Source organism: Pseudoramibacter porci (assembly GCF_009696145.1).
Taxonomy (GTDB): Bacteria; Bacillota; Clostridia; order Eubacteriales; family Eubacteriaceae; genus Pseudoramibacter; species Pseudoramibacter porci.
This window is the reverse complement of record NZ_VUMO01000005.1, coordinates 34,858-55,443: the sequence shown is the minus strand read 5'-3', so window position 1 is coordinate 55,443 and position 20,586 is coordinate 34,858. Positions and strand designations below refer to the sequence as shown.

The 20,586-nt window shown below is 50.0% G+C and carries 20 protein-coding genes; 12 read left to right on the top strand and 8 right to left on the bottom strand.

Annotated features, from left to right (window positions below; translation table 11 throughout):
- Window positions 1-5: 5 nt before the first annotated feature.
- From FYJ52_RS04920 to FYJ52_RS04900, 5 genes are all read right to left on the bottom strand, one after another.
- Entirely contained in the window at window positions 6-3,197 is a 3,192-nt protein-coding gene (locus FYJ52_RS04920; protein WP_154576145.1) for an AAA family ATPase, read from the bottom strand.
- A complete protein-coding gene (locus FYJ52_RS04915; protein ID WP_154576144.1) occupies window positions 3,184-4,407 on the bottom strand; it encodes an exonuclease SbcCD subunit D in 1,224 nt (407 codons plus the stop codon). The genes FYJ52_RS04920 and FYJ52_RS04915 overlap by 14 nt, the downstream gene beginning before the upstream one ends.
- Window positions 4,408-4,459: 52 nt before the next feature.
- The gene (locus tag FYJ52_RS04910; protein WP_154576143.1) at window positions 4,460-4,963 is read right to left on the bottom strand and encodes a hypothetical protein; all 504 of its coding nucleotides are present in this window, start codon (window positions 4,961-4,963) and stop codon (window positions 4,460-4,462) included.
- 31 nt (window positions 4,964-4,994) lie between these two features.
- Complete coding sequence (gene rd / locus FYJ52_RS04905) at window positions 4,995-5,156, bottom strand: rubredoxin (RefSeq protein ID WP_154576142.1); 162 nt, start codon at window positions 5,154-5,156, stop codon at window positions 4,995-4,997.
- 99 nt (window positions 5,157-5,255) lie between these two features.
- A complete protein-coding gene (locus FYJ52_RS04900; protein WP_154576141.1) occupies window positions 5,256-5,768 on the bottom strand; it encodes an HD domain-containing protein in 513 nt (170 codons plus the stop codon).
- 366 nt (window positions 5,769-6,134) lie between these two features.
- Between FYJ52_RS04900 and FYJ52_RS04895 the strand changes: the two genes are divergently transcribed.
- Both FYJ52_RS04895 and FYJ52_RS04890 read left to right on the top strand, forming a co-directional pair.
- The gene (locus tag FYJ52_RS04895) at window positions 6,135-6,563 is read left to right on the top strand and encodes an Hsp20/alpha crystallin family protein (protein WP_154576140.1); all 429 of its coding nucleotides are present in this window, start codon (window positions 6,135-6,137) and stop codon (window positions 6,561-6,563) included.
- Between the two features lie 165 nt (window positions 6,564-6,728).
- Window positions 6,729-7,160, top strand: a complete 432-nt coding sequence (locus FYJ52_RS04890) for an Hsp20/alpha crystallin family protein (RefSeq protein WP_154576139.1) — start codon at window positions 6,729-6,731, stop codon at window positions 7,158-7,160.
- Between the two features lie 228 nt (window positions 7,161-7,388).
- Here the strand turns inward: FYJ52_RS04890 and FYJ52_RS04885 are convergent, their stop codons facing one another.
- Entirely contained in the window at window positions 7,389-7,811 is a 423-nt protein-coding gene (locus tag FYJ52_RS04885; RefSeq protein WP_154576138.1) for a PaaI family thioesterase, read from the bottom strand.
- A gap of 276 nt (window positions 7,812-8,087) precedes the next feature.
- Between FYJ52_RS04885 and FYJ52_RS04880 the strand changes: the two genes are divergently transcribed.
- The 9 genes from FYJ52_RS04880 (at window position 8,088) to FYJ52_RS04840 (ending at window position 17,728) form a co-directional block, all read left to right on the top strand.
- Entirely contained in the window at window positions 8,088-10,409 is a 2,322-nt protein-coding gene (locus tag FYJ52_RS04880) for a hypothetical protein (RefSeq protein ID WP_154576137.1), read from the top strand.
- Window positions 10,410-10,562: 153 nt separating this feature from the next.
- Window positions 10,563-11,378, top strand: a complete 816-nt coding sequence (locus FYJ52_RS04875; protein WP_154576136.1) for an amino acid ABC transporter substrate-binding protein — start codon at window positions 10,563-10,565, stop codon at window positions 11,376-11,378.
- 121 nt (window positions 11,379-11,499) lie between these two features.
- Window positions 11,500-12,153, top strand: coding sequence for an amino acid ABC transporter permease (locus tag FYJ52_RS04870; RefSeq protein ID WP_154576135.1), 654 nt, complete (start codon window positions 11,500-11,502; stop codon window positions 12,151-12,153).
- A gap of 15 nt (window positions 12,154-12,168) precedes the next feature.
- Complete coding sequence (locus FYJ52_RS04865; RefSeq protein ID WP_328598766.1) at window positions 12,169-12,927, top strand: amino acid ABC transporter ATP-binding protein; 759 nt, start codon at window positions 12,169-12,171, stop codon at window positions 12,925-12,927.
- 90 nt (window positions 12,928-13,017) lie between these two features.
- Window positions 13,018-13,899, top strand: a complete 882-nt coding sequence (locus tag FYJ52_RS04860) for a patatin-like phospholipase family protein (protein ID WP_154576134.1) — start codon at window positions 13,018-13,020, stop codon at window positions 13,897-13,899.
- A 12-nt stretch (window positions 13,900-13,911) separates the two neighbouring features.
- Entirely contained in the window at window positions 13,912-14,772 is an 861-nt protein-coding gene (gene metF / locus FYJ52_RS04855; protein ID WP_154576133.1) for a methylenetetrahydrofolate reductase [NAD(P)H], read from the top strand.
- A 9-nt stretch (window positions 14,773-14,781) separates the two neighbouring features.
- Window positions 14,782-16,149, top strand: coding sequence for a TrkH family potassium uptake protein (locus FYJ52_RS04850; protein ID WP_154576132.1), 1,368 nt, complete (start codon window positions 14,782-14,784; stop codon window positions 16,147-16,149).
- A gap of 18 nt (window positions 16,150-16,167) precedes the next feature.
- Window positions 16,168-16,821 (top strand): potassium channel family protein, encoded by a 654-nt coding sequence (locus tag FYJ52_RS04845; RefSeq protein ID WP_154576131.1) that lies wholly within the window; start codon window positions 16,168-16,170, stop codon window positions 16,819-16,821.
- Window positions 16,822-16,834: 13 nt separating this feature from the next.
- The gene (locus FYJ52_RS04840; RefSeq protein WP_154576130.1) at window positions 16,835-17,728 is read left to right on the top strand and encodes a patatin-like phospholipase family protein; all 894 of its coding nucleotides are present in this window, start codon (window positions 16,835-16,837) and stop codon (window positions 17,726-17,728) included.
- 427 nt (window positions 17,729-18,155) lie between these two features.
- Here FYJ52_RS04840 and FYJ52_RS04835 read toward each other — a convergent pair whose 3' ends face one another.
- Window positions 18,156-18,890: an alpha-ribazole-5-phosphate synthase gene (locus FYJ52_RS04835; protein WP_154576129.1), complete on the bottom strand. Its 735-nt coding sequence runs from the start codon at window positions 18,888-18,890 to the stop codon at window positions 18,156-18,158.
- A gap of 1 nt (window position 18,891) precedes the next feature.
- The gene (locus tag FYJ52_RS04830) at window positions 18,892-19,422 is read right to left on the bottom strand and encodes an ECF transporter S component (protein ID WP_235901542.1); all 531 of its coding nucleotides are present in this window, start codon (window positions 19,420-19,422) and stop codon (window positions 18,892-18,894) included.
- Between the two features lie 168 nt (window positions 19,423-19,590).
- Here FYJ52_RS04830 and FYJ52_RS04825 point away from each other — a divergent pair, with 168 nt between their 5' ends.
- Complete coding sequence (locus FYJ52_RS04825) at window positions 19,591-20,535, top strand: DMT family transporter (protein ID WP_328598765.1); 945 nt, start codon at window positions 19,591-19,593, stop codon at window positions 20,533-20,535.
- Window positions 20,536-20,586 lie beyond the last annotated feature (51 nt).

Sequence of the window (20,586 nt, the reverse complement as noted above, 5' to 3'; positions counted from 1 at the left end):
GGGGGTTAGGCCTTAGCCGATACGACTTTTACATAAGACCCGCCCTCCGTTTTGCGCACCATGATTTTATCGTCGACCAGATCGAGCAGCTCGCTGACGTGGGAAATGATGCCGATGACACGTCCGTTGCGCTGAAGTCTGGCCAGACAGTTCATGGCGTTATCCAAGGCGTCGGCGTCGAGGGTTGCGAATCCCTCGTCAATAAACAAGGTGTCCAGCTGGATGCCGCCGCTCTCGCTTTGAACCCGGTCGGAAAGTCCGAGGGCCATCGACAGCGCCGCCATGAAGGTTTCGCCGCCGGACAGGGATGCGGCCGGCCGTTCCTTACCGGTGAAATCGTCGTAGACCTGAATGGCGAGCCCGCGGCTGCCCTTGCCCTCAGGCTGATCAGCCAGGGTGAGGTGGTAGCGGGAATCGGACATGTCTTCGAGGAAGGTGTTCGCCGAAAGCAAGATATCTTGCAGATAGGCCGAGAGGATGTAGCGCTCGAAGCTGATCTTTGGGCAGTCTTTGACCTTCCCCTTGACTGTGTCATAAAGATCGCAGGCGATGCGCTTTCGCTGTTCGGCTTTTTGCTGAAGGGCCGTCGTTTTTTTAATGCGCGCGATTTGATCGGTGTTGTTTTTGACGCGGACGATGAGATCGGCAATGGTGTCCGAAACCCGTTTGTGCCAATATTTGTAGTGGCCGAGCTGGGTTTGGCTTCGGGTTATATCCGGTACAGTCTTGCCTTTCAGTTCTTCCTCCACTGCGTCGAGTCGGCTCTGGACACCGTGAATATTCTCGTCGAAGCGTGAAATTTTCTGTTCCGCGGATTGAATTTGGCTGTTCAGGGTTTTGGTGTCGAGGGATTCGTAGACCTGAAAGACCTCGCGGGTCAATCCGTTGGCGGATAGGGCATCGTTGAATTCCTGCTGCTCCTGCTCGAGGGCAGCTTGGGCCGCGCTGGCCGCGTGTTCGAGCTGAGCGGTTGTCGCGGCTGCGCCGGCCAAATCTTTTTCGAGCTGCTGCTGCTTTTGCTTGAGGGCGTCTCGGCGGCCGGCATCTGCGTCGAGCTGCTTTTGAAGCTTGGCAATTTCGGCGTCGAGCCGAGCGCTTCCGCTTTCCGTCGTAAATCCGGGCAGCACGGCGCTGATATTGGCCTCCAGCTGGTCGATGGCGCCGGTTTTCTGGTCGATCTGGCTTTGAATCGAGGCCTGTTTGTCGGCATCGTCCCGGCCCTGGTCGAGAAGTGCGGTGTTCTGCGCTAAAGCTTGCGTGAGGGTATTGAGCTGACCTTTGATTTGGGCCAGATTCGCCTGCAGCCTGGCCTGATCGGATTGGTTGGCTTCATAAGCGGCGCGCAGCTGTTTTTGTTCGGTTTGGATCGCCGCGAGCACTGCAGTTGATTCGCCCTCGAGCAGCGGCGCCATCCAAGCGTGGCGGGACATCCGCTCGTCGAGAACCTGGCGGTCGGCAGCCAGCTCGCGGCTCAGCAGATCGATTTGTCCCTGTGCCGTGTCGGCAGTGCGCTGCGCCCGGATCAGCGCATCCTTGCAATCTTGCAGCGCTTTGTCCGCGGCGTCAAGCTCAGTGGCGGGGGCGGGCGATGGATGATGCGTCGCGCCGCAGACCGGGCAGGGTTCGCCGTCGGTTAACGTGATAGCCAGCCGCCCGGCAGCCGCCGCTTCGAGCTTGTCTTCTAACGCTTCTTCCCGCAGTTTGAGCTTGGCTAATTCGGCTTTGCTGTTTTGACACAGGCGCCGGTTATCATCGGCGGTTTTCTGCCGATGCGCCATGCGGCTGCAAATGGTGCTCAGCTCGTTTAAATGCGTCAGTTTTTCGCGCATATCGTTGAGGGTATCGCCCTTTTGAATCAGCTCGCTTTGGATATGGCTGCGCTTTTCGCTTAGCGCTTCAGTCTGTTTTCGACCCTCGGCCATCTGCCCTTCAACGGTCTCGCGCCTTTGGCGCTGGGCGTCGAGCTGCTTCATTTGACGGCGGCAGGCGTCGAGCTCGCGGTTGACCGCAGTGAGTTTTTCAAAGGTCGCCTTTGCGCCGGAGAGCCGGGAGAGACGGTCCTGCTGCGCCTTTAAATGCTGGAGATACGTTTCAGAGCTGACGGCCTCGAGCTGTGGGCGCAGCGCTTCAATCAGCTGTTGGGCCTCGGCCTGCCGGGCCTTTGTTTGAGCCAAGTCTTTCCGGGATTGGGCTTCGTGCTGCAGCTGGCGCAGGAGATTTCGGTAAACCGGAAGAATCTGAAGCACCTTGCGGCTCACCGAGACCCAATGCCGGCTTTTGTCGATGGCAGGCTGCTGTTTGATCAAGGTCTGCCGCTGCTGGACCAAGTATTTTCTCTGGTTAAAGCGTTCGATTAAGCCTTCATCCTTTTCGATCTGCCGATTGATTGCGTCGATGCAGCCGTCTAAATAAGCCTGTTCCTTTTCGAGATCAGCCCGGAAACTTTCATCCTTAGCCATGTTTTGTTCGAGCGCCTTCAGCAGATGGGCCACAGGTGCGCCTTCAGCGATTAGTTTGGCCGGATTGGATTTAGGTTTGACCTGCAGGTGCTGGATTTCGATGTCCAGCGCAGCCGCAATGTGCTCAGCGTCCTCGATGCAGCGCTGACGCTCCAGCTCAACCTGGCGCTCAAAACGTTTGTAGCCGGCCATCGAGAACAAGGTTTTCAATAAAGCGACCCGCTCCGAATCTTTGGCTTTTAAAAGCTGGCTGAACTGCCCTTGGGGCAGCATGACGATCTGCCGAAACTGTTCCGCACTCAGGCCGAGGATGTGGTGAATGGCCTGATTGCAGGCTTTGACGGAGGATTCCAGAAGGGTCACGGGATTGGCGGAGGCGTCGCATTCCCAAAGGGAGGCCTCAGCGGCCTTGGCGACCAATCGGGTGTTCTGGCGGTTATAGGCCTGTTGACGGGGCTGTCTGTCGATTCTGTAGGTTTTCGGCCCGACTCGGAAGACAAAGGAGACGCAGCAAAGTGCACCGGGGTTGGCAAAATCGCTTTTGATGGTATCGATTGAGCGGTCGTTCGGCGTGCTGGTTTCGCCGTAGAGCGCGTAGCAGATCCCGTCGAAAATGGTGGATTTGCCGCTGCCCGTCTGCCCGGAAATCAGAAAGAGATGGTGACTCAGCGCTGAAAAATCGATACGCTGATCTAAAAAAGGGCCGAAGCACTGAAGATGTAGACTAATGGGACGCATGGTGGTTTCCTTCCTCGGCGGTTTCAGCCGTTTGGTTTTCGTGGTCTGCGTGGGCAGCGTCAAAAAGGGTCTTGGCGAGGGCAGTCTCTTCGTCAGGTAAAGACTCGCCGCGGATAGCTGCGTAGAAATCGGCAAACAGCGTCATCGGATCGTTGAGATGCTCCTTGATTCTGCGCTGCTTGTCTGTGCCGTCAACGGTCTGGCTGTGAGCGTAAGTCATTTCCAATACATTGGGATAGACTTCGCGCAGCCCGTCCATGGGGTTGGTGACGCGGATTTTGTCAGTGAGAACCGCCTTGATGTAGTCGTCGCGGTTGTCTTGAGTGTACGCGGCCAGACCGGTCAAATCGTCAAAAGGACCGGAGATGATGCGCAGGTCCCGTTTCGCCGGAATGGGGATGAGTTCGATATCGGGCAGGGTCTGCCGTTTGGGATCGAGGGTGACGACCGCGGCGGATTTTTTCTGGTTGACCTCGGAAAATGAGTATTTGAGGAGCGATCCGGCGTAGCGGATACGGTTGCTGCCGACTTTCTGCGGGCGGTGAAGATGGCCGAGGGCGACGTAATCAAAATCGGAGAACAAATGGGAAGACGCGTAGGCGATCCCGCCGATTTCAATGGGGCGAACCGAATCGTCGAGGGTGTCGGTGCTGGGCGGTGCAGAGAGGATCAGCCCGTGAGAAATGAGGACGTTGGGTTGTGCAGGGTTCATCCGCGGCCGGATGCGGGCGACAATATCGGCGTACATATCGTTGTAGTCGGGGATGTTTTCGGTCTTGCAGACGGTGTGGTATTCGACAGGCTTGATGAAAGGCACCGGCCAGAAAGCGGTCGGTGTCGTGTCGCCTCGGCCTGTGATTTCGATGGGGCCGGCGTCCGGGTCGTATGCCCCGCGGAAATAGAGCCCTTTGCGGGCGAGGATGGCCGAGCCGTAGTCCAGGCGGCTGCGGCCGTCGTGGTTGCCGCCGATGACGATCACCGGAATGTGGTCGTCGAGAATCAAACGGGTGAGGACAGTGTCGACAAGTTCGAGGGCCTCCCGCGGCGGGATCGCCCGGTCGTACAAATCGCCGGCGATGAGAATGACGTCCGGATTGACATCGTGGACGATAGCCAGAAACCCTTCAAGTGCGTGACGCTGGTCGTCGATCAGCGAATGTTGGTCCAAAAGTCGTCCGATGTGCCAGTCTCCGGTGTGCAGTATTTTCATTTTGTCCTCCGATAAAGAAAAACCCATCCGCAAAAGACGGATGGGGTCTGAATTATTTTGAAATCAAACGGCGTAGTGAGCGGTAAAAGCTGTCACTGCACTGAAAATCGACGCGGCAGGTTTCGCCGTTGCGGTTGTACAGCAGCGTGTAGAACTTCAAATTGTCGAGCTCCCGCGGGGAGACGGTGTATTTGAAGGTTTTGCCGGTGACGAGCGCATCTTCGGTGAACTGGCTGGTGTGCCACAGTCCGATGATGTGAGAAATTGGAATTTCCGCGACAATGTGATGGTACAAAACGGTGACGCGGCGTTCAATTTCCAGACGCTCGTGGGTGAGCAGCAAGTCGTACATTGTGCTGTCAAATCGGAGCAGAATGATAAGCGCGATGGCCAGGATGATCGTCGAAAATAGACTGAACGGCCGGGCAATCGCAGGATGGGTTCTGCTCATCACGTAATAAAACGTGATATAGGCGATTAAAATCACGCAGATAATCAGCGAAGTCTTGCCGGACATCTGCTTGTTGTGAACTCTTTCCTTGGCTTTAATGGCCATGTTTTCCTCGTTTCCAGGATATTACAGGAAATTATTCAACGACTTCGAAATCGTCTTTGCCAACGCCGCATTCCGGGCAAGTCCAATCGTCCGGAAGATCTTCAAACGCGGTTCCCGGTGCAATGCCGTTATCCGGATCGCCCTTTTCAGGATCGTAAATATAGCCGCAGACGGTGCATTCGTATTTTTTCATTGGGATTCTCCTTTCAGAATTCAACACAAGGCTTATAGCTTTGCATTGTTTGTTGCATGGTTAATATTATAATGAACAAACCCGCCACTTGCAAGAAAATTAATGGGTTTTGGCGAGAAACATGTGCTCGATCAATGAAATGCCGGTATTGGTTTTGAAAACTTTTTCGCGGGCATTGGCAATCGCCGCTTCCGTGGCACCGTCTTCGTAAAGATTCACGAGAAAATCCGCTTCAATGAGGATTTGATAATCGATGCCGTCAATCTGTTCGGGATCGTAAGTGTGGTGGTGGCTGATTAAAAACAGCACACGTTCGATCTGCGCGTCCGTGAAGCCGCCGATTTCTTCGAGAATGCTGCGCGCAATCGGCGGGCCTTCAAGTTCTTGATAATGGCCGGCAGTGGAATGGTATTTTTCTTCACAGGCATGAATGCCAATATCGTGAAGAATCGCGGCAACCTCCAGCAAAAAGGCGGGTTCTGCAGGAACCTTTTCCCGGCTGGCAATGTAATCGGCAAAGGACTGGACTTTCAAAAAATGCTGAATGCGTTTCGGATCGCCCGCGTCGATGTCAACGGCCGCTTGAATGACTTCTGATAGTTTATGATTCATACAAACGTTCCTCTCTCTTGTCAAATAGTTTCATAAAATAACTAAATTATATCATAAGTCGACAAAATACGCTTTCAAATTCATACAAAAATCGCGATTTCCATCCGAACGCATTTCTATTTTAAAGAAGACATTCAGAAAAAGCGCGGCCCAAATAGTTCGGAATGGCCAAATAAATTAGAAAACTTAAAAGAAAATAAAGCGGAATAGATTTTTAGCACTCAACGCTTGACAGTGCTAACAACCGGCCCTATAATATAGGTGTCGAAAGGAAAGAGAGACAACAAGAAAAGACATGAAGCTGAATCCCCCGAGAGACAAGCCCGAAGGGTCCGGCATCAAATTCAAATTAGGAGGTTATGAATCATGTTACCAAGCGTATTTGGAGAAAATTTATTTGATGAATTGATGAACAGTGCATTTGACCCAGGCTACTTTGGAAATGCCGCAAGACACGACATGATGAAAACCGACGTCAAAGAATCTGATGATGGCTATCAATTGGCAGTGGATCTGCCGGGATTCACGAAAGATGACGTGACCGTGAAACTCGAAAACGGCAATTTGATCATTTCGGCGGAAACGAAAAAGAGCGACGACAAGAAGAATGACAAAGGCGAATACGTCAGACGGGAACGCTACACCGGCAGCTGCATGAGAAGCTTTTATGTCGGCGATGCAGTCAAAAAAGATGACATCAAAGCAAAAATGGACGGCGGTGTATTGACCATCAGTCTTCCGAAGAAAGATCAGAAGGCTGTCGATCAGGAAAAACAAATTTTAATCGAAGGTTAACGCAGAAGCGCTGATTGGAATCGGCGGCAAGTAAAATTCAGCAAAGCGTATTCAGCCCTCCGGCCTTTGTGCCGGAGGGATCATAAAAAAAATCCATCGGCCGGAAAGCAATCGGCGGATGTTTCCAGATAAATGAAATGAACAAACGACAGGAGGTTGGAAATCATGTTACCAAGCACTTTTGGAGAAAATTTATTTGATAGTTTATTCGATACAGCATTTGACCGCAAGTTTTTCGGCAATGGCACAACATCAAGAGCCAATGTGATGAAAACAGATGTGAAAGAATCAGACGATGATTATACCGTCGATATTGAATTGCCGGGCTTTAAAAAAGATGATGTGTCGGTGAGATTCGAAAACGGCACGCTGACAGTTACGGCGACCAAAGCAGAAAACAACGATCAGAAAGATGAAAAAGGCGCTTATGTCAGACGTGAACGTTACAGCGGCAGCTGCAGCAGAAGCTTCTACGTCGGCGAAGACATCAAGAAGAACGACATCAGCGCGAAAATGGCAGATGGTGTTCTGACCCTGACGATTCCGAAAAAAGGGAAAGAAGAAATCGAAGCGTCTAAATTGATTCAAATCGATTAATGGGCTGCAGCGATTAGAAAGCCAAACCAGCCATAACATCCTTTTAATCTAACACACATTCTGTATATTCCAGAAACAACTCCTTATTAACACCCATTCAAAATACCAAATCGGTCCGCCACTTCACACTCCCCCAGCGGACCGTTGACTCCTCTATAAATTAATCACAACAGGCGGTGCCGAGAAAAGGCACCGTCTTTTTGTGTGTTTAAATTTATTTTATTCATTTCAGACCCGAACACCGTTAAGGGTCACATCGGCAACATGAGCGCCCTCGTCGTCTGTGACGTGGATCGTAAAAGAGCAAGTGCGCCGTCCGGCTTTGAGGCATTCCGATTCGGCGTAAAGCATGTGCCCTTTTGAAGGGTTCAAATAGGTGATGTGCGCGTCAAGGGAAACCGTATCCGGCTGACCGGTGTTGGAAGCGATGGCGAAGGTAAAATCCGCCAGCGTGAAAATCGCACCGCCCATGACCATGTCCAGTCCGTTGCGGTGGTCCTCCGTAATCGGCATGGCACATTTAGCGTATCCGGGCGCCACATCCAAAAGTTTACATTCTGTTTTTTTCGTCGCGAAGCGATCTTTGGCAAACCGTTTTTTCGTTTCGGCAAAGAGTAAAGCCTTTTCTTCTGGTGTGAGTAGTTTTTTCATTTCGTTTTGTCCTCTGTTAATTTCATCGTTCGCTTAAATTATATATAAACATTTATTTTAATAACAGAGAAAAATATAATATTTTGTATAACGCCAATAATAGTTTTGCAAGAATAATGTTATAATTAATCTAAACTTAGGCAAAATTATTAAGGGTGTAGAGTGGTTTGCCATAGTTACAATCGTTCCAAGATTGACAACAGTATTTAAATTAAAATATTCGTTAATATGAAGGAATAGTCAGATTTTTCTTCAGTTTAGGAAGGGTAATAATAAATGATAATATCAAATGAACAAATTACAAAGGATCATATAGAATTAGTTTCATCGAATTTAAGGGACATTTTATTTTTGTGTTTGTTTAGTTTATATCTTTTCTTTTGTGCGTCAAATAACACATTTTTACGTTTTTCATGGACACCAGATTTTGAAATTGTACTATTTTGGATGTTTGCTGTGATTGCTTTTTTAAGAGTTGGCGACTATTTGATTCAAAATTGGGAAGAAATTAGGATAAGTGAAAAAGTAATATTTATTCTTGCATTTATTTTTCTTATAGCTTGTTTGATCAATTATCATCAAATTCAGATTAGAGCGGTACCATTGATAGCGATCATTATGATATGTGGTGTAGGAATGGATTATCGTAAAATCGCAAAGGTCTATTTTTTAACGATTGGATTTTTTTTGATCGTTACTATTTTGGCTGCTTCTGGTGGCTTAATAACAAAACTCACTTTTCTTAAGGCAACACACATTCGATCTTATTTAGGCAATATTTCATCAACTGATTTTGCTGCGGAATTTATTTATTTACTGATAGCACTTTGGATTGGATGGGAAAATATATCGACAAAGGCGATGCTGATCATTTCAGCTGTTACGGCTGTGTTTGTTTATTATGTAATATATGGGATAACAAGCTTAATTTGTATTGCTTTTCTTATGCTGATTCTCATTTTCAAACTAATAGAAGAAAAAAGAGGCGCACGTTTTTATTATTTGAGAAAATTTTTTAATGGCTTTGCACAAGCAGCTTTTTTATTATTTAGTGGAATGATATTGTTGCTTACACACGCTTATAGAAAGGGTTTTGGTTTTGCACGCCACTTCAATAAGATTTTGACGAATCGTCTACTGGTTGCTTCAAACGCTGCAAAGGAAAATGGGATTCATCTTTTTGGAACGCAAGTTAGTATGGCAGGCAATGGCGGATCTGTTTTTGGCCCGCCGACTAAGAACTATACATTTATTGACTGCTCATATCAGTCCATGTTCATCCGCTTTGGAATCGTCTTTTTTATATTAATTGGAATTTTATGGATATTGACAACAAATCGAGCCATTAAAATTAAAAAGAATAGATTGGCAGCAGGAATGCTAATCATCGCGATGGATGCATTTTCTGAGCATCATTTTTCTGAGCTGAATTACAATTTCCTTCTCGCGCTTCCGCTTGCCTTGGCAACATTTCAACCCGAACTCAAAATCAATGAGGATATTAAGCTTCACTGGGACAGATATCAGTGGAAAAAATTTCTGTTGAGGCATATTCCTTCATTATGTGGACTAGCAGTAATAATCTTAACATCACCTTATTGGTTATCATACATTCGAACTTTATCGGAAGAGACAGGGATCACAGTAAATAATGGCCATGGCCTCAAGGTATTTGGACTAATATCAGGGGCGATTGTGGTGACGGTTGTTGGACTTATTTTGATTGACAAGATTTGGCAGCGTACCGCATTGCATCGATTAGCAAAGGATGAAAATGAGCCGTTTCGATGGCGTTATCTTTTGTATCTAATAGTTTTAATTAGCGTAATATCTGGGACAATGATTAAAAGTAATCATATCATTAAGCGCGCAGAAAGCCATGCATCACCTCTTGTACAAGCAGATGCAGCTGCAGTAAAGATTATGCTGTCTCATGCTTCAGGAAAAGTTTATGTTAATTCATATCCTGAAGTTTATCGAAAAGCTTATCCTGATATCGCCACTTCGATTTTTAGTGGTGAGGATTTAGCAAGGTATAAGAACACAACAGTAATTATGGATCGCGATTATGATTCTGCCTGCTTTATTACAAGAGGCTTTTCCTATGGAGAAATTTCAAAATATCACGCAGTTTATACAAACGATCAAAAGGTCATTCAAGCATTGAAAAGATCAGGTTTCCGTATGAAACCATATTTTTCACTAGTTCAAACGATTGATTTGAGAGATTTAGCGAGTAAAAATCAATTAGAATATTCAAAAGAAGGATTACACATTAATGGCAATACGCAATCTTTGGTTCACGGCAGCGGAGTTGACCTTTTCGGTGGAAATTATCTGGTGATTTACCGATTAAAAGTAGACCCGGCATCGCTTCGGCTAAATTCAAATATTTGCACAATAAAAATAACAGCATATGGTGGCGAAAAACAAATTACTAAAAAAACAATAAATGCTAAAAAATTTTCTGCGAATGGAGAATGTACGGTTGCATTGCCCTTTAAAACAGAAAGGTGCCGCAATGTCGAATTTTTATTAAGTGCACCAGATCATCAGCAAATATTGATTCAAAATATTACCTATCAAAAAACGAAATAGCAAAAATAATGACAGGAGAGACATCAGTATTTCCATTTTAATAGAAATTTAAAATAATGTTAGCATTTTACAGTGATGAAGTGTATAATAAAATTATCTTAAAGAATATGCGGTGTTTAACAATTGAACGCCGCCTGCAAAGGAGCAAAGTAAATGAAAAAGAAACTCGTGGCAGTATTGCTAACCGCCTGTTTGGCGATGGTAGTTGTTGCAGGGTGCGGCAGCAGCTCGTCAAAGAGCACATCGTCCAAGACGACGACGAAGAACGACAGCAAAACCTTCGTCATTGGGGTTGATGACACATTCCCGCCGATGGGCTTCAGAAATAAGAATAACAAGATTGTTGGATTCGACATCGATTTGGCCCGCGAAGCGGCAAAACGGATGAACATGAAATTCAAAGTACAGGCCATTAACTGGGATACCAAGGAAATGGAATTAAACAAGAACAACATCGATGCGATTTGGAACGGTCTGTCTATCACCGACGAACGGAAGAAAAAAATGGACTTCACCACACCGTACCTCGAAAATGATCAGGTCATAGTCGTCAAAAAGGATTCCTCGATCAATTCGAAGGCTGACTTAGCGGGCAAAACCGTCGGCTGCCAGAAAGGCTCATCAGCGGAAGACGCATTGAAGGCGGACCCGATTTACAAAAAAATCAAAGACGGCAAACCGACAGAATTTGACGAAAATGTTTCTTGTTTCCAGGATCTCGACGCTGGCCGAATTGATGCCATGGTTGTCGATTCCGTCGTCGCGAAATACTACATTGCGAAGCATCATTCAGATTTCAAAATTGTCGGCGAAAGCCTGCAGCCTGAACAATACGGTGTCGCGGTTAAGAAAGGCAACACCAAGATGCTCAACAAGATTCAAAAGGCACTGGACGACATGAAAGCCGACGGCACAGCTGGCAAGATTTCGCAGAAATGGTTCGGCGAAGATATTATCTACAACAAATAAACAAAAGATTTCGCGCTAAAGCAGACAGACCTCCCACCCATTCGGGAGGTCTGTTATTGTTTTTTTATCCGTCCTTTTAAAAACGGACAAGTTGAAAAAGAAAAGCATAGAGGAGAATAGAATGAGTGAAAATGTGATCAGCCTGTTCAGTTCGATCATGGCAGGGCTCGGCACCACACTGGCATTGTTTGCGATCGCGCTGGTGGTGTCCATCCCCCTCGGATTTTTGATCACCCTGATGCTGAGAAGCAAGCTGAAAGTGGTGAAGTGGATTGCGGAAGTTTACGTCTATATCTTAAGAGGGACGCCGCTGCTGCTGCAGCTGTTCTTCGTTTATTTCGGGCTGCCCTACATTCCCGGCATCGGAAAATTTATGGTCTTCGAACGGTTTGAAGCGTCCTGCATCGCCTTTGCCCTGAACTACGCGGCCTATTTTGCAGAAATCTTCCGAGGCGGCCTGCTCGCCATCGACGATGGCCAGTACGAAGCGTCAAAGGTGCTGGGGTTGACCCACGCCCAGACCATGTGGCACGTGGTCTTGCCGCAGATGATCCGGGTGACTTTACCGGCGGTTTCCAACGAAACCATCGTGCTCATTAAGGACACGGCTTTGGTCACAGCGATTGCTGTTCCGGAAATCATGTATTACGCGAAGGGCGCCGTCGTCCGCGACGCCGACCCGACAGCGTTTATTGTGGCCGGTGCGATTTACTTGGTGATCAACTTCTTCATTACGATTATTTTCAAGCAGCTGGAAAAGAAGACAGATTTCTAAGAGAGAGGGAAAACCATGAGCAAAACTATGATTCGCGTGACGTCACTGGACAAACGTTTCGGCGACAATCACGTGCTGAGAAATATCAACTTTGAAGTGGAACAGGGCGACGTCGTGGCCATTATCGGGTCATCGGGCTCCGGAAAATCGACGCTGCTGCGCTGTCTGATCGATTTGGAACAGGCCGACGGCGGCACGATCATGATCGAAGACAAGGCTCTGGTCAAAGACGGCGTTCAGGCGCCGCCGGCAGAAGTGAAGAAAATTATTTCCCGCATGGGTGTGGTGTTCCAGCATTTTAACTTGTTTCCGCATCTATCCGTTAAAAAGAACCTACAGCTCGCGCCGAAAATCGTGGCCAAGGAAGACAAGGGTCGGATCGAAGCTGACACGAAAAAGCTTCTGGAAGAAGTTGGTTTGAGCGACCGTATCGACGCCATGCCATCGACCCTTTCCGGCGGTGAAAAACAGCGCGTCGCCATTGCCCGGGCGTTGATGATGAACCCGGATATCATGCTATTTGACGAACCGACATCGGCGCTGGATCCGGAGCTCACCGGCGAAGTGCTGAAGGTCATGGGCGATTTGGCCAAGGCGAAGATGACGATGATCGTCGTTACCCACGAAATGGGATTTGCCCGTTCGGTCGCGAACAAAATTTTGTTTATGAATGACGGGATCATTCTTGAAGAAGGCACGCCGGACGACATTTTCAATCATCCGAAGAACGAAAGGACCCGGGAATTTCTCGCATCGATTACAAATAAAGATTGATAAAAGAAATTGAACCGGACAAATTGTTTTGTGCTATGATGAACAGAGCTTTTTGAGCAATCCATTCTTTACAAGAATAAGGAGAATACGATGAGCGAAATTAAACACAACAAAGCGGGGAAAGTCGCGGTTATCGACGTCGGCGGCGGCCAGCGGGGCATCTACGGCGCTGGGGTCTTCGACACCTGCCTTGACGACAACGTCCGGTTCGATATGACGTACGGCATCTCCGCCGGGTCGGCCAATGTCACCTCTTATCTAGCGGGGCAGCGCGGCCGCAATTACGTTTACTACAGCGAGTACTGTTTAAGAAAAGAATATAAAAGTTTCAAAGTGCTGATGAAAGCACACGCCTTCATCGATCTGCACTATGTGTACGAAACGTTATCCAATTCTGACGGCGAATATCCCCTGGACTATCCGGCCATGATGGCGAATCCGGCCCCCTGTACGGTCATCGCGACAGAAGCGGAAACGGGATTTCCCCATTATTTCACAAAGGCGGACTTTGCACAGGATCAGTACCAGGTGATCATTGCCAGCTGTTCCGTTCCGGTGTTTACACGGCCGGCGCCTGTTGGAAAGCATCTGTATTTCGACGGGGCCATCTCTAATCCGATTCCGATTCAGAAAGCCTTTGACGACGGGGCGGACGCGGTGGTTTTAATTCTGACGCGTCCGAAGGACTTTTTCAGAAAGACGTCGACAGACGCGGCGCTGTCAAAAATTCTGAAGCACCGCTATCCGGAAGCCGCTAAAGTGTACGCGCGCCGCGCCCTGACATATAACCGCGATTTGCGGAAGGCCCTCGAACTCGAAAAACAGGGCAGGGTGCTGATCGTCGCACCGGATTCCATCGCCGGCATGAAAACATTGGGGACGGACCCGGAAGCTGGCGAAAAGCTTTATCACAAAGGACTCGAAGATGGGAAGGCCATTGCTGCCTTCGTTGAACGCTGGCAAAAGCGATAAGGAGAGATTAAAATGAAACTCAGTGAACAATTAAAAATTGACCGACCGATGTTATCTTTCGAAGTGTTCCCACCGAAGACGGAAGCGCGGTTTGAGCCGATCATGGAAGCCGTCAAGGGGATTGCCAAACTTAACCCGGCTTACATGAGCGTCACCTACGGCGCCGGCGGCGGCACGAGCCAGTACACCGTCGACATCGCGAAAAAAATCAAGGCCATGAACGTCACGCCGTTAGCGCATCTGACCTGTGTGTCCAGTGACCAGGCGACCATCCATTCCCAGCTTTCAGCTTTAAAAGCGGCGGGGATCGAAAACATTTTGGCATTGCGTGGAGATTTGCCAAAAGATTACGTTCCCGGGGAATATCGCCACGCCTCGGAGCTCATCGATGAAATTCACCACTTTGACGCCGATTTCTGTATTGGCGGCGCCTGCTACCCGGAAGGCCATCCGGAATCGGCCCGCCAAAAGGACGACATCGGCCATCTGAAAGAAAAAGTGGATCGAGGCTGCGAATTTTTGACGACGCAGATGTTCTTTGACAATGATTTGTTCTACAATTTTATGTATAAAATTCGAGAAGCGGGCATCAACGTGCCGATTGTCGCCGGGATCATGCCGGTGACCAATGCCGCGCAGATCAGCCGCATCGTCGATCTTTCCGGCGCCTTTATGCCGCAGTCCTTCTTGAACATTGTCGACCATTTCCGGGATGATCCGGCCTCGATTTACGAAGCCGGCATTGCCTACGCGACAGAACAGATCGTCGATTTGTTTGCCAACGGCATCAACCACGTGCACGTTTACTCAATGAACAAGCCGGACGTAGCGGCAGCGATTCAAAACAATCTCAAATCAATTTTGAAAAAATAGCGTACAAAAATGGAACTGCTTTCAATTAATGATTTTTCTGATCCGGGGAAGCTGCGCAAGCGCTTGTCGTCCGCTCGGCTCATCACCATTGGCTTTGCCGCGGTGATTTTAGCCGGCGCCCTGCTTCTGATGCTGCCGATCGCCACCCGCGGCCCCGGACACGCCAGTTTTGCCGATACCTTGTTTACGTCCACCTCGGCGGTGTGTGTGACGGGGTTGATCGTCCAGGACACCGGCACTTATTGGACGGCCTTCGGGCAGGCGGTCATCATCGCGCTGATTCAAATCGGCGGCCTCGGAGTGGTGACCATGGCCATGTCGATTTTTATCGTTTCGGGGCGGCGCATCGGCCTGATGCAGCGCTCTTTTATGCAGGATTCGATTTCAGCGCCGCAGGTCGGCGGCATTATTCGGCTGACGGGTTTTATCATAAAAGGGACAGTCTTGATCGAAGGCATCGGCGCGGCGGTGATGGCGCCGACCTTTATTCGGGAATTCGGCGTCGGCAAGGGCATTTGGTACGCGGTGTTCCATTCGATCTCTGCCTTTTGCAACGCAGGCTTCGATTTGATGGGTGTGCACCAGAAATACAGCTCCATCACGGAGTTTGTAAGCAACCCGGCCATTTCCATCACCATTGCGCTTTTGATCATCGTCGGCGGGATCGGCTTTATCGTCTGGAACGATGTGGTCAAGCACAAATGGCACTTTAAGCGATACCGTCTGCAGAGCAAAGTGGCACTGACGACGACGGCGTTTTTGATCGTCATCCCGACGCTGTACTTTTTCTTTTTCCAGGCGCAGGCGCTGCCGAAGACAGAAGGAGCCAAATGGATGGCGGCCTTTTTCCAGGCGGTGACGCCGAGAACAGCAGGCTTCAACTCCGTCGACCTCACCCGTTTTAACGATACCGGCGTGTCAATTCTGACGATTTTGCAGCTCATCGGCGGCTCGCCCGGATCGACGGCCGGCGGGATGAAGACCACAACCTTTGCGGTCATGATCGCAGAAGCCCTTTCGGTTTTCGCCCAATCCGGCAACATTCATTTTTTCGGGCGCAACATTCCCGAAGATACGGTGCGTCGTGCGGGTGCGATTCTGATGATGTACATCATTCTGTTTTTGATCGGCGGCTTTATCATTTCGTCTGTGGAAAATATTCCCATCACGACGTGCTTGTTTGAAGCAGCCTCGGCCATTGGAACAGTCGGATTGACCCTCGGCATTACCCCGCATTTGTCACTTATTTCGCGGACCGTGCTGGTTTTGCTGATGTATTTTGGACGGGTCGGCGGTCTGACGATATTCTTTGCCTTGTCGTCAGGGCCTAAGATTTACCATTCGCGTCTGCCCAAAGAAGATTTGACAGTCGGTTAAGGGAATAGGAGATTGAACATGAAAGTAAAATCGATTTTATTAATTGGATTGGGACGCTTCGGACGCCATATTGCGATGCGGCTGAACGAAGTGGGCCAGGAAGTCATGGCGGTGGATCACGACGAAGATCGGGTGAACAAAGTGCTGCCGATGGTCACCAGTGCTCTGATCGGCGACAGCACCGATCCGGACTTTCTCGCCTCCCTTGGCATCCGAAATTTTGATACATGCATCGTGGCCATTGGCGACGATTTCCAAGCGTCATTGGAAACCACGGACCTGCTCAGGGAATTGGGCGCAAACTATATCATTTCGAGAGCCTGCTCAGACATTCAAGCTAAATTTTTGTTGCGCAACGGGGCGGATTCCATCGCCTTCCCCGAACGGCAGCTGGCGGAGTGGATCGCCATTCGCTCGAGCTCGGACAACATCATCGATTATTTCGAATTGGACCACGATCACGCCATTTACGAAATTTCTGTGCCCAAGGACTGGGCCGGCAAGACGGTCAGCGCCTTGGACACGCGCAAGCGCTACGGCATCAACATTTTGGCCATCAAACGCAAAAATAGTTTGGATACAGCGGTGACGCCGGGGACGATTCTCGAACAGAAAGACACCATCTTGATTCTCGGCAAGCGCGATGTCATTCAGCATCTTATTGAATCGTGATCAGGGGTGTTGTATGGAAGAAAATGAATCCGTAAAAAATTTAAACAAGCCGGATAAACAAACCGGTCTGGTTTTGGAAGGCGGGGCGATGCGCGGGATGTTCACCGCCGGCGTCACCGACGTGATGATGGAAAACGGCATCGAATTTGACGGCATTATCGGCGTTTCGGCCGGCGCGACCTTCGGCTGCAACTATAAATCCCGCCAGCCGGGGAGGACAATTCGCTACAATGTCGCGCTGTGTAAGGATCCGCGGTACTGCAGCTTCCGCTCGCTGTTTAAGACCGGCGATCTTTACGGTGCGGATTTCTGTTACCGCGTGCTGCCCGACGAGCTGGACGTCTTTGACAAAAAAGCTTACAATGAAAATCCGACGGCTTTTTATGCGGTGGTGACCGATATTGAAAGCGGTCTGCCGGTTTATCACCGCTGCGACGACGCGCAGGAGAGCCTGGCATGGATGCGGGCGTCGGCGTCCATGCCGGTATTCTCGACACCGGTGGCGCTGGACGGCCACCTGTATCTGGACGGCGGCATCTCGGATTCCATTCCCCTCAAGGCTTTTGAGGACATGGGCTACAACCGCAACGTCGTCATCCTGACCCAGCCGGCGGCATACATCAAAAAGCACAATAAAACCATGCCGTACCTGCGGATGCGATTCGGCCGGAAATACCCGAAAATGGTGAAAGCCCTCGACGTCCGCCACGATTTCTACAACAAACAGCGCGCCTACGTGCGAAGGCGCGAGTCTGAGGGCAGCGCCTACGTCGTGATGCCCGATTTCCCGCTGAAGATCGGCAGCATTTGTCACAATCCCGACGATTTGCGCCGGGTTTACGCCCAGGGCCGGGTTGTCGGCGAAAAACACATCGAGGGGATGAAGGCGTTTCTCGAAAAGCGATGAAGGCGGAAAATGACGCCATTAAAAATTAAACGGGGTCGGGCGCCGCACCGAGATATAAGTTTTATGGAATTTTTCTCCGAAAAATACACATAGTAAAGTAAAGAACAGTATAAAAGAGTACAGTATAACAGAGTAGAGGATAGGATCCTCTTTCCTCGGCTTTCGCCGAGGTTTTCGGCGACCAGCCGCCGGAATGGAAATCCTCCCCTTTTTTTGAAGGAGTCATATTTTTGTATCGATGGCCGTGAGGGGATGCGTGTATGATTATTTAAAATGCCGCAGCTGCTCAAAGATCAATCTCCAGGCAGCGGGGAGAGGGCGGACCAGGTTTAATAAAGCAAAGCGCCGAGCTGAGTTCTCAGTTCGACGCTTTTTTGTACAGAGAAAACAACGCCTTTGACACGTGGATGGTTTCAAAATAACAAGATTAAATGAAACGCCCGACAGGAGTCAGTATCAAGTGATCTTTGTGGCGCTGATAGGCGGATCGGGTCATCGCGGCCAGAATACAGGACGACGGCCCGCCGGACTGGTTGAGATCGAGGCCGCAGGTTTCGTCGAGTTCAGCCGTCAATTGGTGAAGCGCCGCCGTGTTGCGCGCTTCCCAGGCGATACCGTGGGAGCCGACAGGCACCAGCTCGTGCACGTCGGGATCGTGAGAAAGCGTTTTGATTGAATCGTAGGTCGCGATCGGCGCATCCTGGTGGAGGAAGGCGAGACCGACGGCGGGCTTGCCGACGCTGATCAATAGATCTCCGGCGTGGCAGACGGGGAGTTTAAAATTTCCCGGGAAATACCCAACGGCAGCCGTACCAACGCCGGTCATCGACGTGGCAAAATTTTCTTCAGTCGAGCCAGTGAGGCGTTCCGGCGAAAGGCCCGCGAGCTTCATCTCGTCGTGAAAGCCTTTGATGATGCCCAGGCCGGTCGGGTCCATCTCGCTGCAGACCCCGTCGGCGACCATGAGCACCTCGGCGCCGACACAGAGCAGCTCGAAGAGCACGACCCGCGCCGAGACCCGCCCGCAGTGATAAGGCGGACACTTCAAGGTGTCGCCCGCTTTTTCGCCGGTGGCGGCGCAGCTGTCAGCGGCGAGGACAATGGTGCCGCCGGGAACGGGCGTCATACACAAGTCCCGGTAGCGAAAGACGTTGCCGGTCATCTTATTTCCCCGGAGGTGTCAGCCGCTGCATGCCCTTCGGCAGAAAGCGGTAGATGACGCAGGCGATGATGACATTGGCGAAGGCCGCAGGGATCAGCACCGGGACGAGCGCCATGGCAACCTTGAAGGTCATCAGCGGTGAGGTGGCCAGCAGTGCGATGGGCACGTTGAAAATCACCGCGACGATGCAGCCGACGACATAGGCGGCGATGCTGTTGACGCGGTGGTCGAGCAAGGCCTTGGTGCTCCAGTAGAAAGCCACCATGGTGACACCCATCATGACGCCGTTAATTAGGTGAACGGGCAGCGAAAGCGGAAAGCCCGAGGTGGCGGCTGTCAGAATATGGGCCAGAAAGCCGATGGCAAAGCCCCAAGGCGCGCCGAGAACCAGCACGGAAATAAAAGCCGGCAGTGAATCAAAGGCGATCGATCCCATGATTTTGATATTCGCGCCGACAAAAGACAAGGCGATAAACACCGCTGCGTACACGAGCTGGCGTGTCGGATTCATTTTTTCAGTTTTGTTTTCCATTACATAATTTCCTTTCTGTATTAAAAAATGATAAAATAAAACCGCAACCATTTTAGCACAAGGACGCGCCGATGTGCGTGTAAATTTCAAATCATGGCGGATTTGTCAGGTGCGGGAGCGCTCAATCGCCGGCATGATTTTTGAATCGAGACTAGAAAAGAGGATGTCGTGTCACAATCAATGCATTCCAAAGATCCGCTGACCCGGGGGACGATCGTGTTCGCCCTGGCGCTGATCGCCTGCCTGCTTTGGGGGTCGGCTTTTTCCATGATCAAGCTCGGCTACCGCTTTCTTTCCATCGGCGGGACAGCCGATCAGATTTTGTTCGCCGGCCTGCGCTTTACCCTTGCGGGCATTTTAACCGTGGTGATCGGCAAGGGGATTTTTAAAGGGAGTTTTTTGCCGAAGCGCAGCGCCCTGCCCTGTATGGCCTGGCTGGCACTGTTTCAAACCATTTTGCAGTATACGCTGTTTTACGTCAGCCTCGCCCATTTATCCGGTGTGCGCGGATCAATCATTAACGGCACCGGCACTTTCTGGGCCATTCTCGTGGCGTGCCTGATTTTCAAGCAGGAGCAGCTCACCGCAAGAAAGCTCGCCGGCTGCGCCATTGGTTTTCTCGGTATTCTGCTGGTGAATCTTTCAGGACTGCACGCAGGCGCGTCCTTTTCGGTTCTGGGGGATGGGTTTATGATTCTTTCGACGATCGCGTCGTCGGTTTCAGCGGCGCTTCTCAGACAGTTCGGCAGCCGGGAAGCCCCCTATCTGCTCAGCGGATGGCAGTTCTTTTTCGGCGGTTTAATTTTGACGGCGGCTGGATGGATTGTAGGCGGCCGATTCGGTGCGGTCACGATGCAGGGAATTGGCATTTTGATTTATCTGGCACTGGTTTCCGCTGTGGCCTACGGGCTTTGGGCCCTGCTTTTGGCGCACAACCCCGTCTCGAAAGTGCAGATTTATTTCTTCGTGACGCCTGTGGCCGGGGTATTTCTGTCGGCGTGGCTGCTCGGCGAAAAGAATCAGGCGCTCGGCTGGCCGGCGCTTTTGGCGCTGATCTGTGTCTCGCTGGGCATTTACATTGTCAATCGGCCGTCCAGAATCAAACAAGTTTAAGATAATTAAGGTAAAATAAAGATAAAGATCATGAACATTTACAAAGGGAGG

What these genes read in the sequence shown, in the direction of transcription:
- FYJ52_RS04920 (WP_154576145.1), bottom strand. Translation starts at nt 3,197, where the DNA reads ATGCGTCCCATTAGTCTACATCTTCAGTGCTTCGGCCCTTTTTTAGAT.
- FYJ52_RS04915 (WP_154576144.1), bottom strand. Translation starts at nt 4,407, where the DNA reads ATGAAAATACTGCACACCGGAGACTGGCACATCGGACGACTTTTGGAC.
- FYJ52_RS04910 (WP_154576143.1), bottom strand. Translation starts at nt 4,963, where the DNA reads ATGGCCATTAAAGCCAAGGAAAGAGTTCACAACAAGCAGATGTCCGGC.
- rd (WP_154576142.1), bottom strand. Translation starts at nt 5,156, where the DNA reads ATGAAAAAATACGAATGCACCGTCTGCGGCTATATTTACGATCCTGAA.
- FYJ52_RS04900 (WP_154576141.1), bottom strand. Translation starts at nt 5,768, where the DNA reads ATGAATCATAAACTATCAGAAGTCATTCAAGCGGCCGTTGACATCGAC.
- FYJ52_RS04895 (WP_154576140.1), top strand. Translation starts at nt 6,135, where the DNA reads ATGTTACCAAGCGTATTTGGAGAAAATTTATTTGATGAATTGATGAAC.
- FYJ52_RS04890 (WP_154576139.1), top strand. Translation starts at nt 6,729, where the DNA reads ATGTTACCAAGCACTTTTGGAGAAAATTTATTTGATAGTTTATTCGAT.
- FYJ52_RS04885 (WP_154576138.1), bottom strand. Translation starts at nt 7,811, where the DNA reads ATGAAAAAACTACTCACACCAGAAGAAAAGGCTTTACTCTTTGCCGAA.
- FYJ52_RS04880 (WP_154576137.1), top strand. Translation starts at nt 8,088, where the DNA reads ATGATAATATCAAATGAACAAATTACAAAGGATCATATAGAATTAGTT.
- FYJ52_RS04875 (WP_154576136.1), top strand. Translation starts at nt 10,563, where the DNA reads ATGAAAAAGAAACTCGTGGCAGTATTGCTAACCGCCTGTTTGGCGATG.
- FYJ52_RS04870 (WP_154576135.1), top strand. Translation starts at nt 11,500, where the DNA reads ATGAGTGAAAATGTGATCAGCCTGTTCAGTTCGATCATGGCAGGGCTC.
- FYJ52_RS04865 (WP_328598766.1), top strand. Translation starts at nt 12,169, where the DNA reads ATGAGCAAAACTATGATTCGCGTGACGTCACTGGACAAACGTTTCGGC.
- FYJ52_RS04860 (WP_154576134.1), top strand. Translation starts at nt 13,018, where the DNA reads ATGAGCGAAATTAAACACAACAAAGCGGGGAAAGTCGCGGTTATCGAC.
- metF (WP_154576133.1), top strand. Translation starts at nt 13,912, where the DNA reads ATGAAACTCAGTGAACAATTAAAAATTGACCGACCGATGTTATCTTTC.
- FYJ52_RS04850 (WP_154576132.1), top strand. Translation starts at nt 14,782, where the DNA reads ATGGAACTGCTTTCAATTAATGATTTTTCTGATCCGGGGAAGCTGCGC.
- FYJ52_RS04845 (WP_154576131.1), top strand. Translation starts at nt 16,168, where the DNA reads ATGAAAGTAAAATCGATTTTATTAATTGGATTGGGACGCTTCGGACGC.
- FYJ52_RS04840 (WP_154576130.1), top strand. Translation starts at nt 16,835, where the DNA reads ATGGAAGAAAATGAATCCGTAAAAAATTTAAACAAGCCGGATAAACAA.
- FYJ52_RS04835 (WP_154576129.1), bottom strand. Translation starts at nt 18,890, where the DNA reads ATGACCGGCAACGTCTTTCGCTACCGGGACTTGTGTATGACGCCCGTT.
- FYJ52_RS04830 (WP_235901542.1), bottom strand. Translation starts at nt 19,422, where the DNA reads ATGGAAAACAAAACTGAAAAAATGAATCCGACACGCCAGCTCGTGTAC.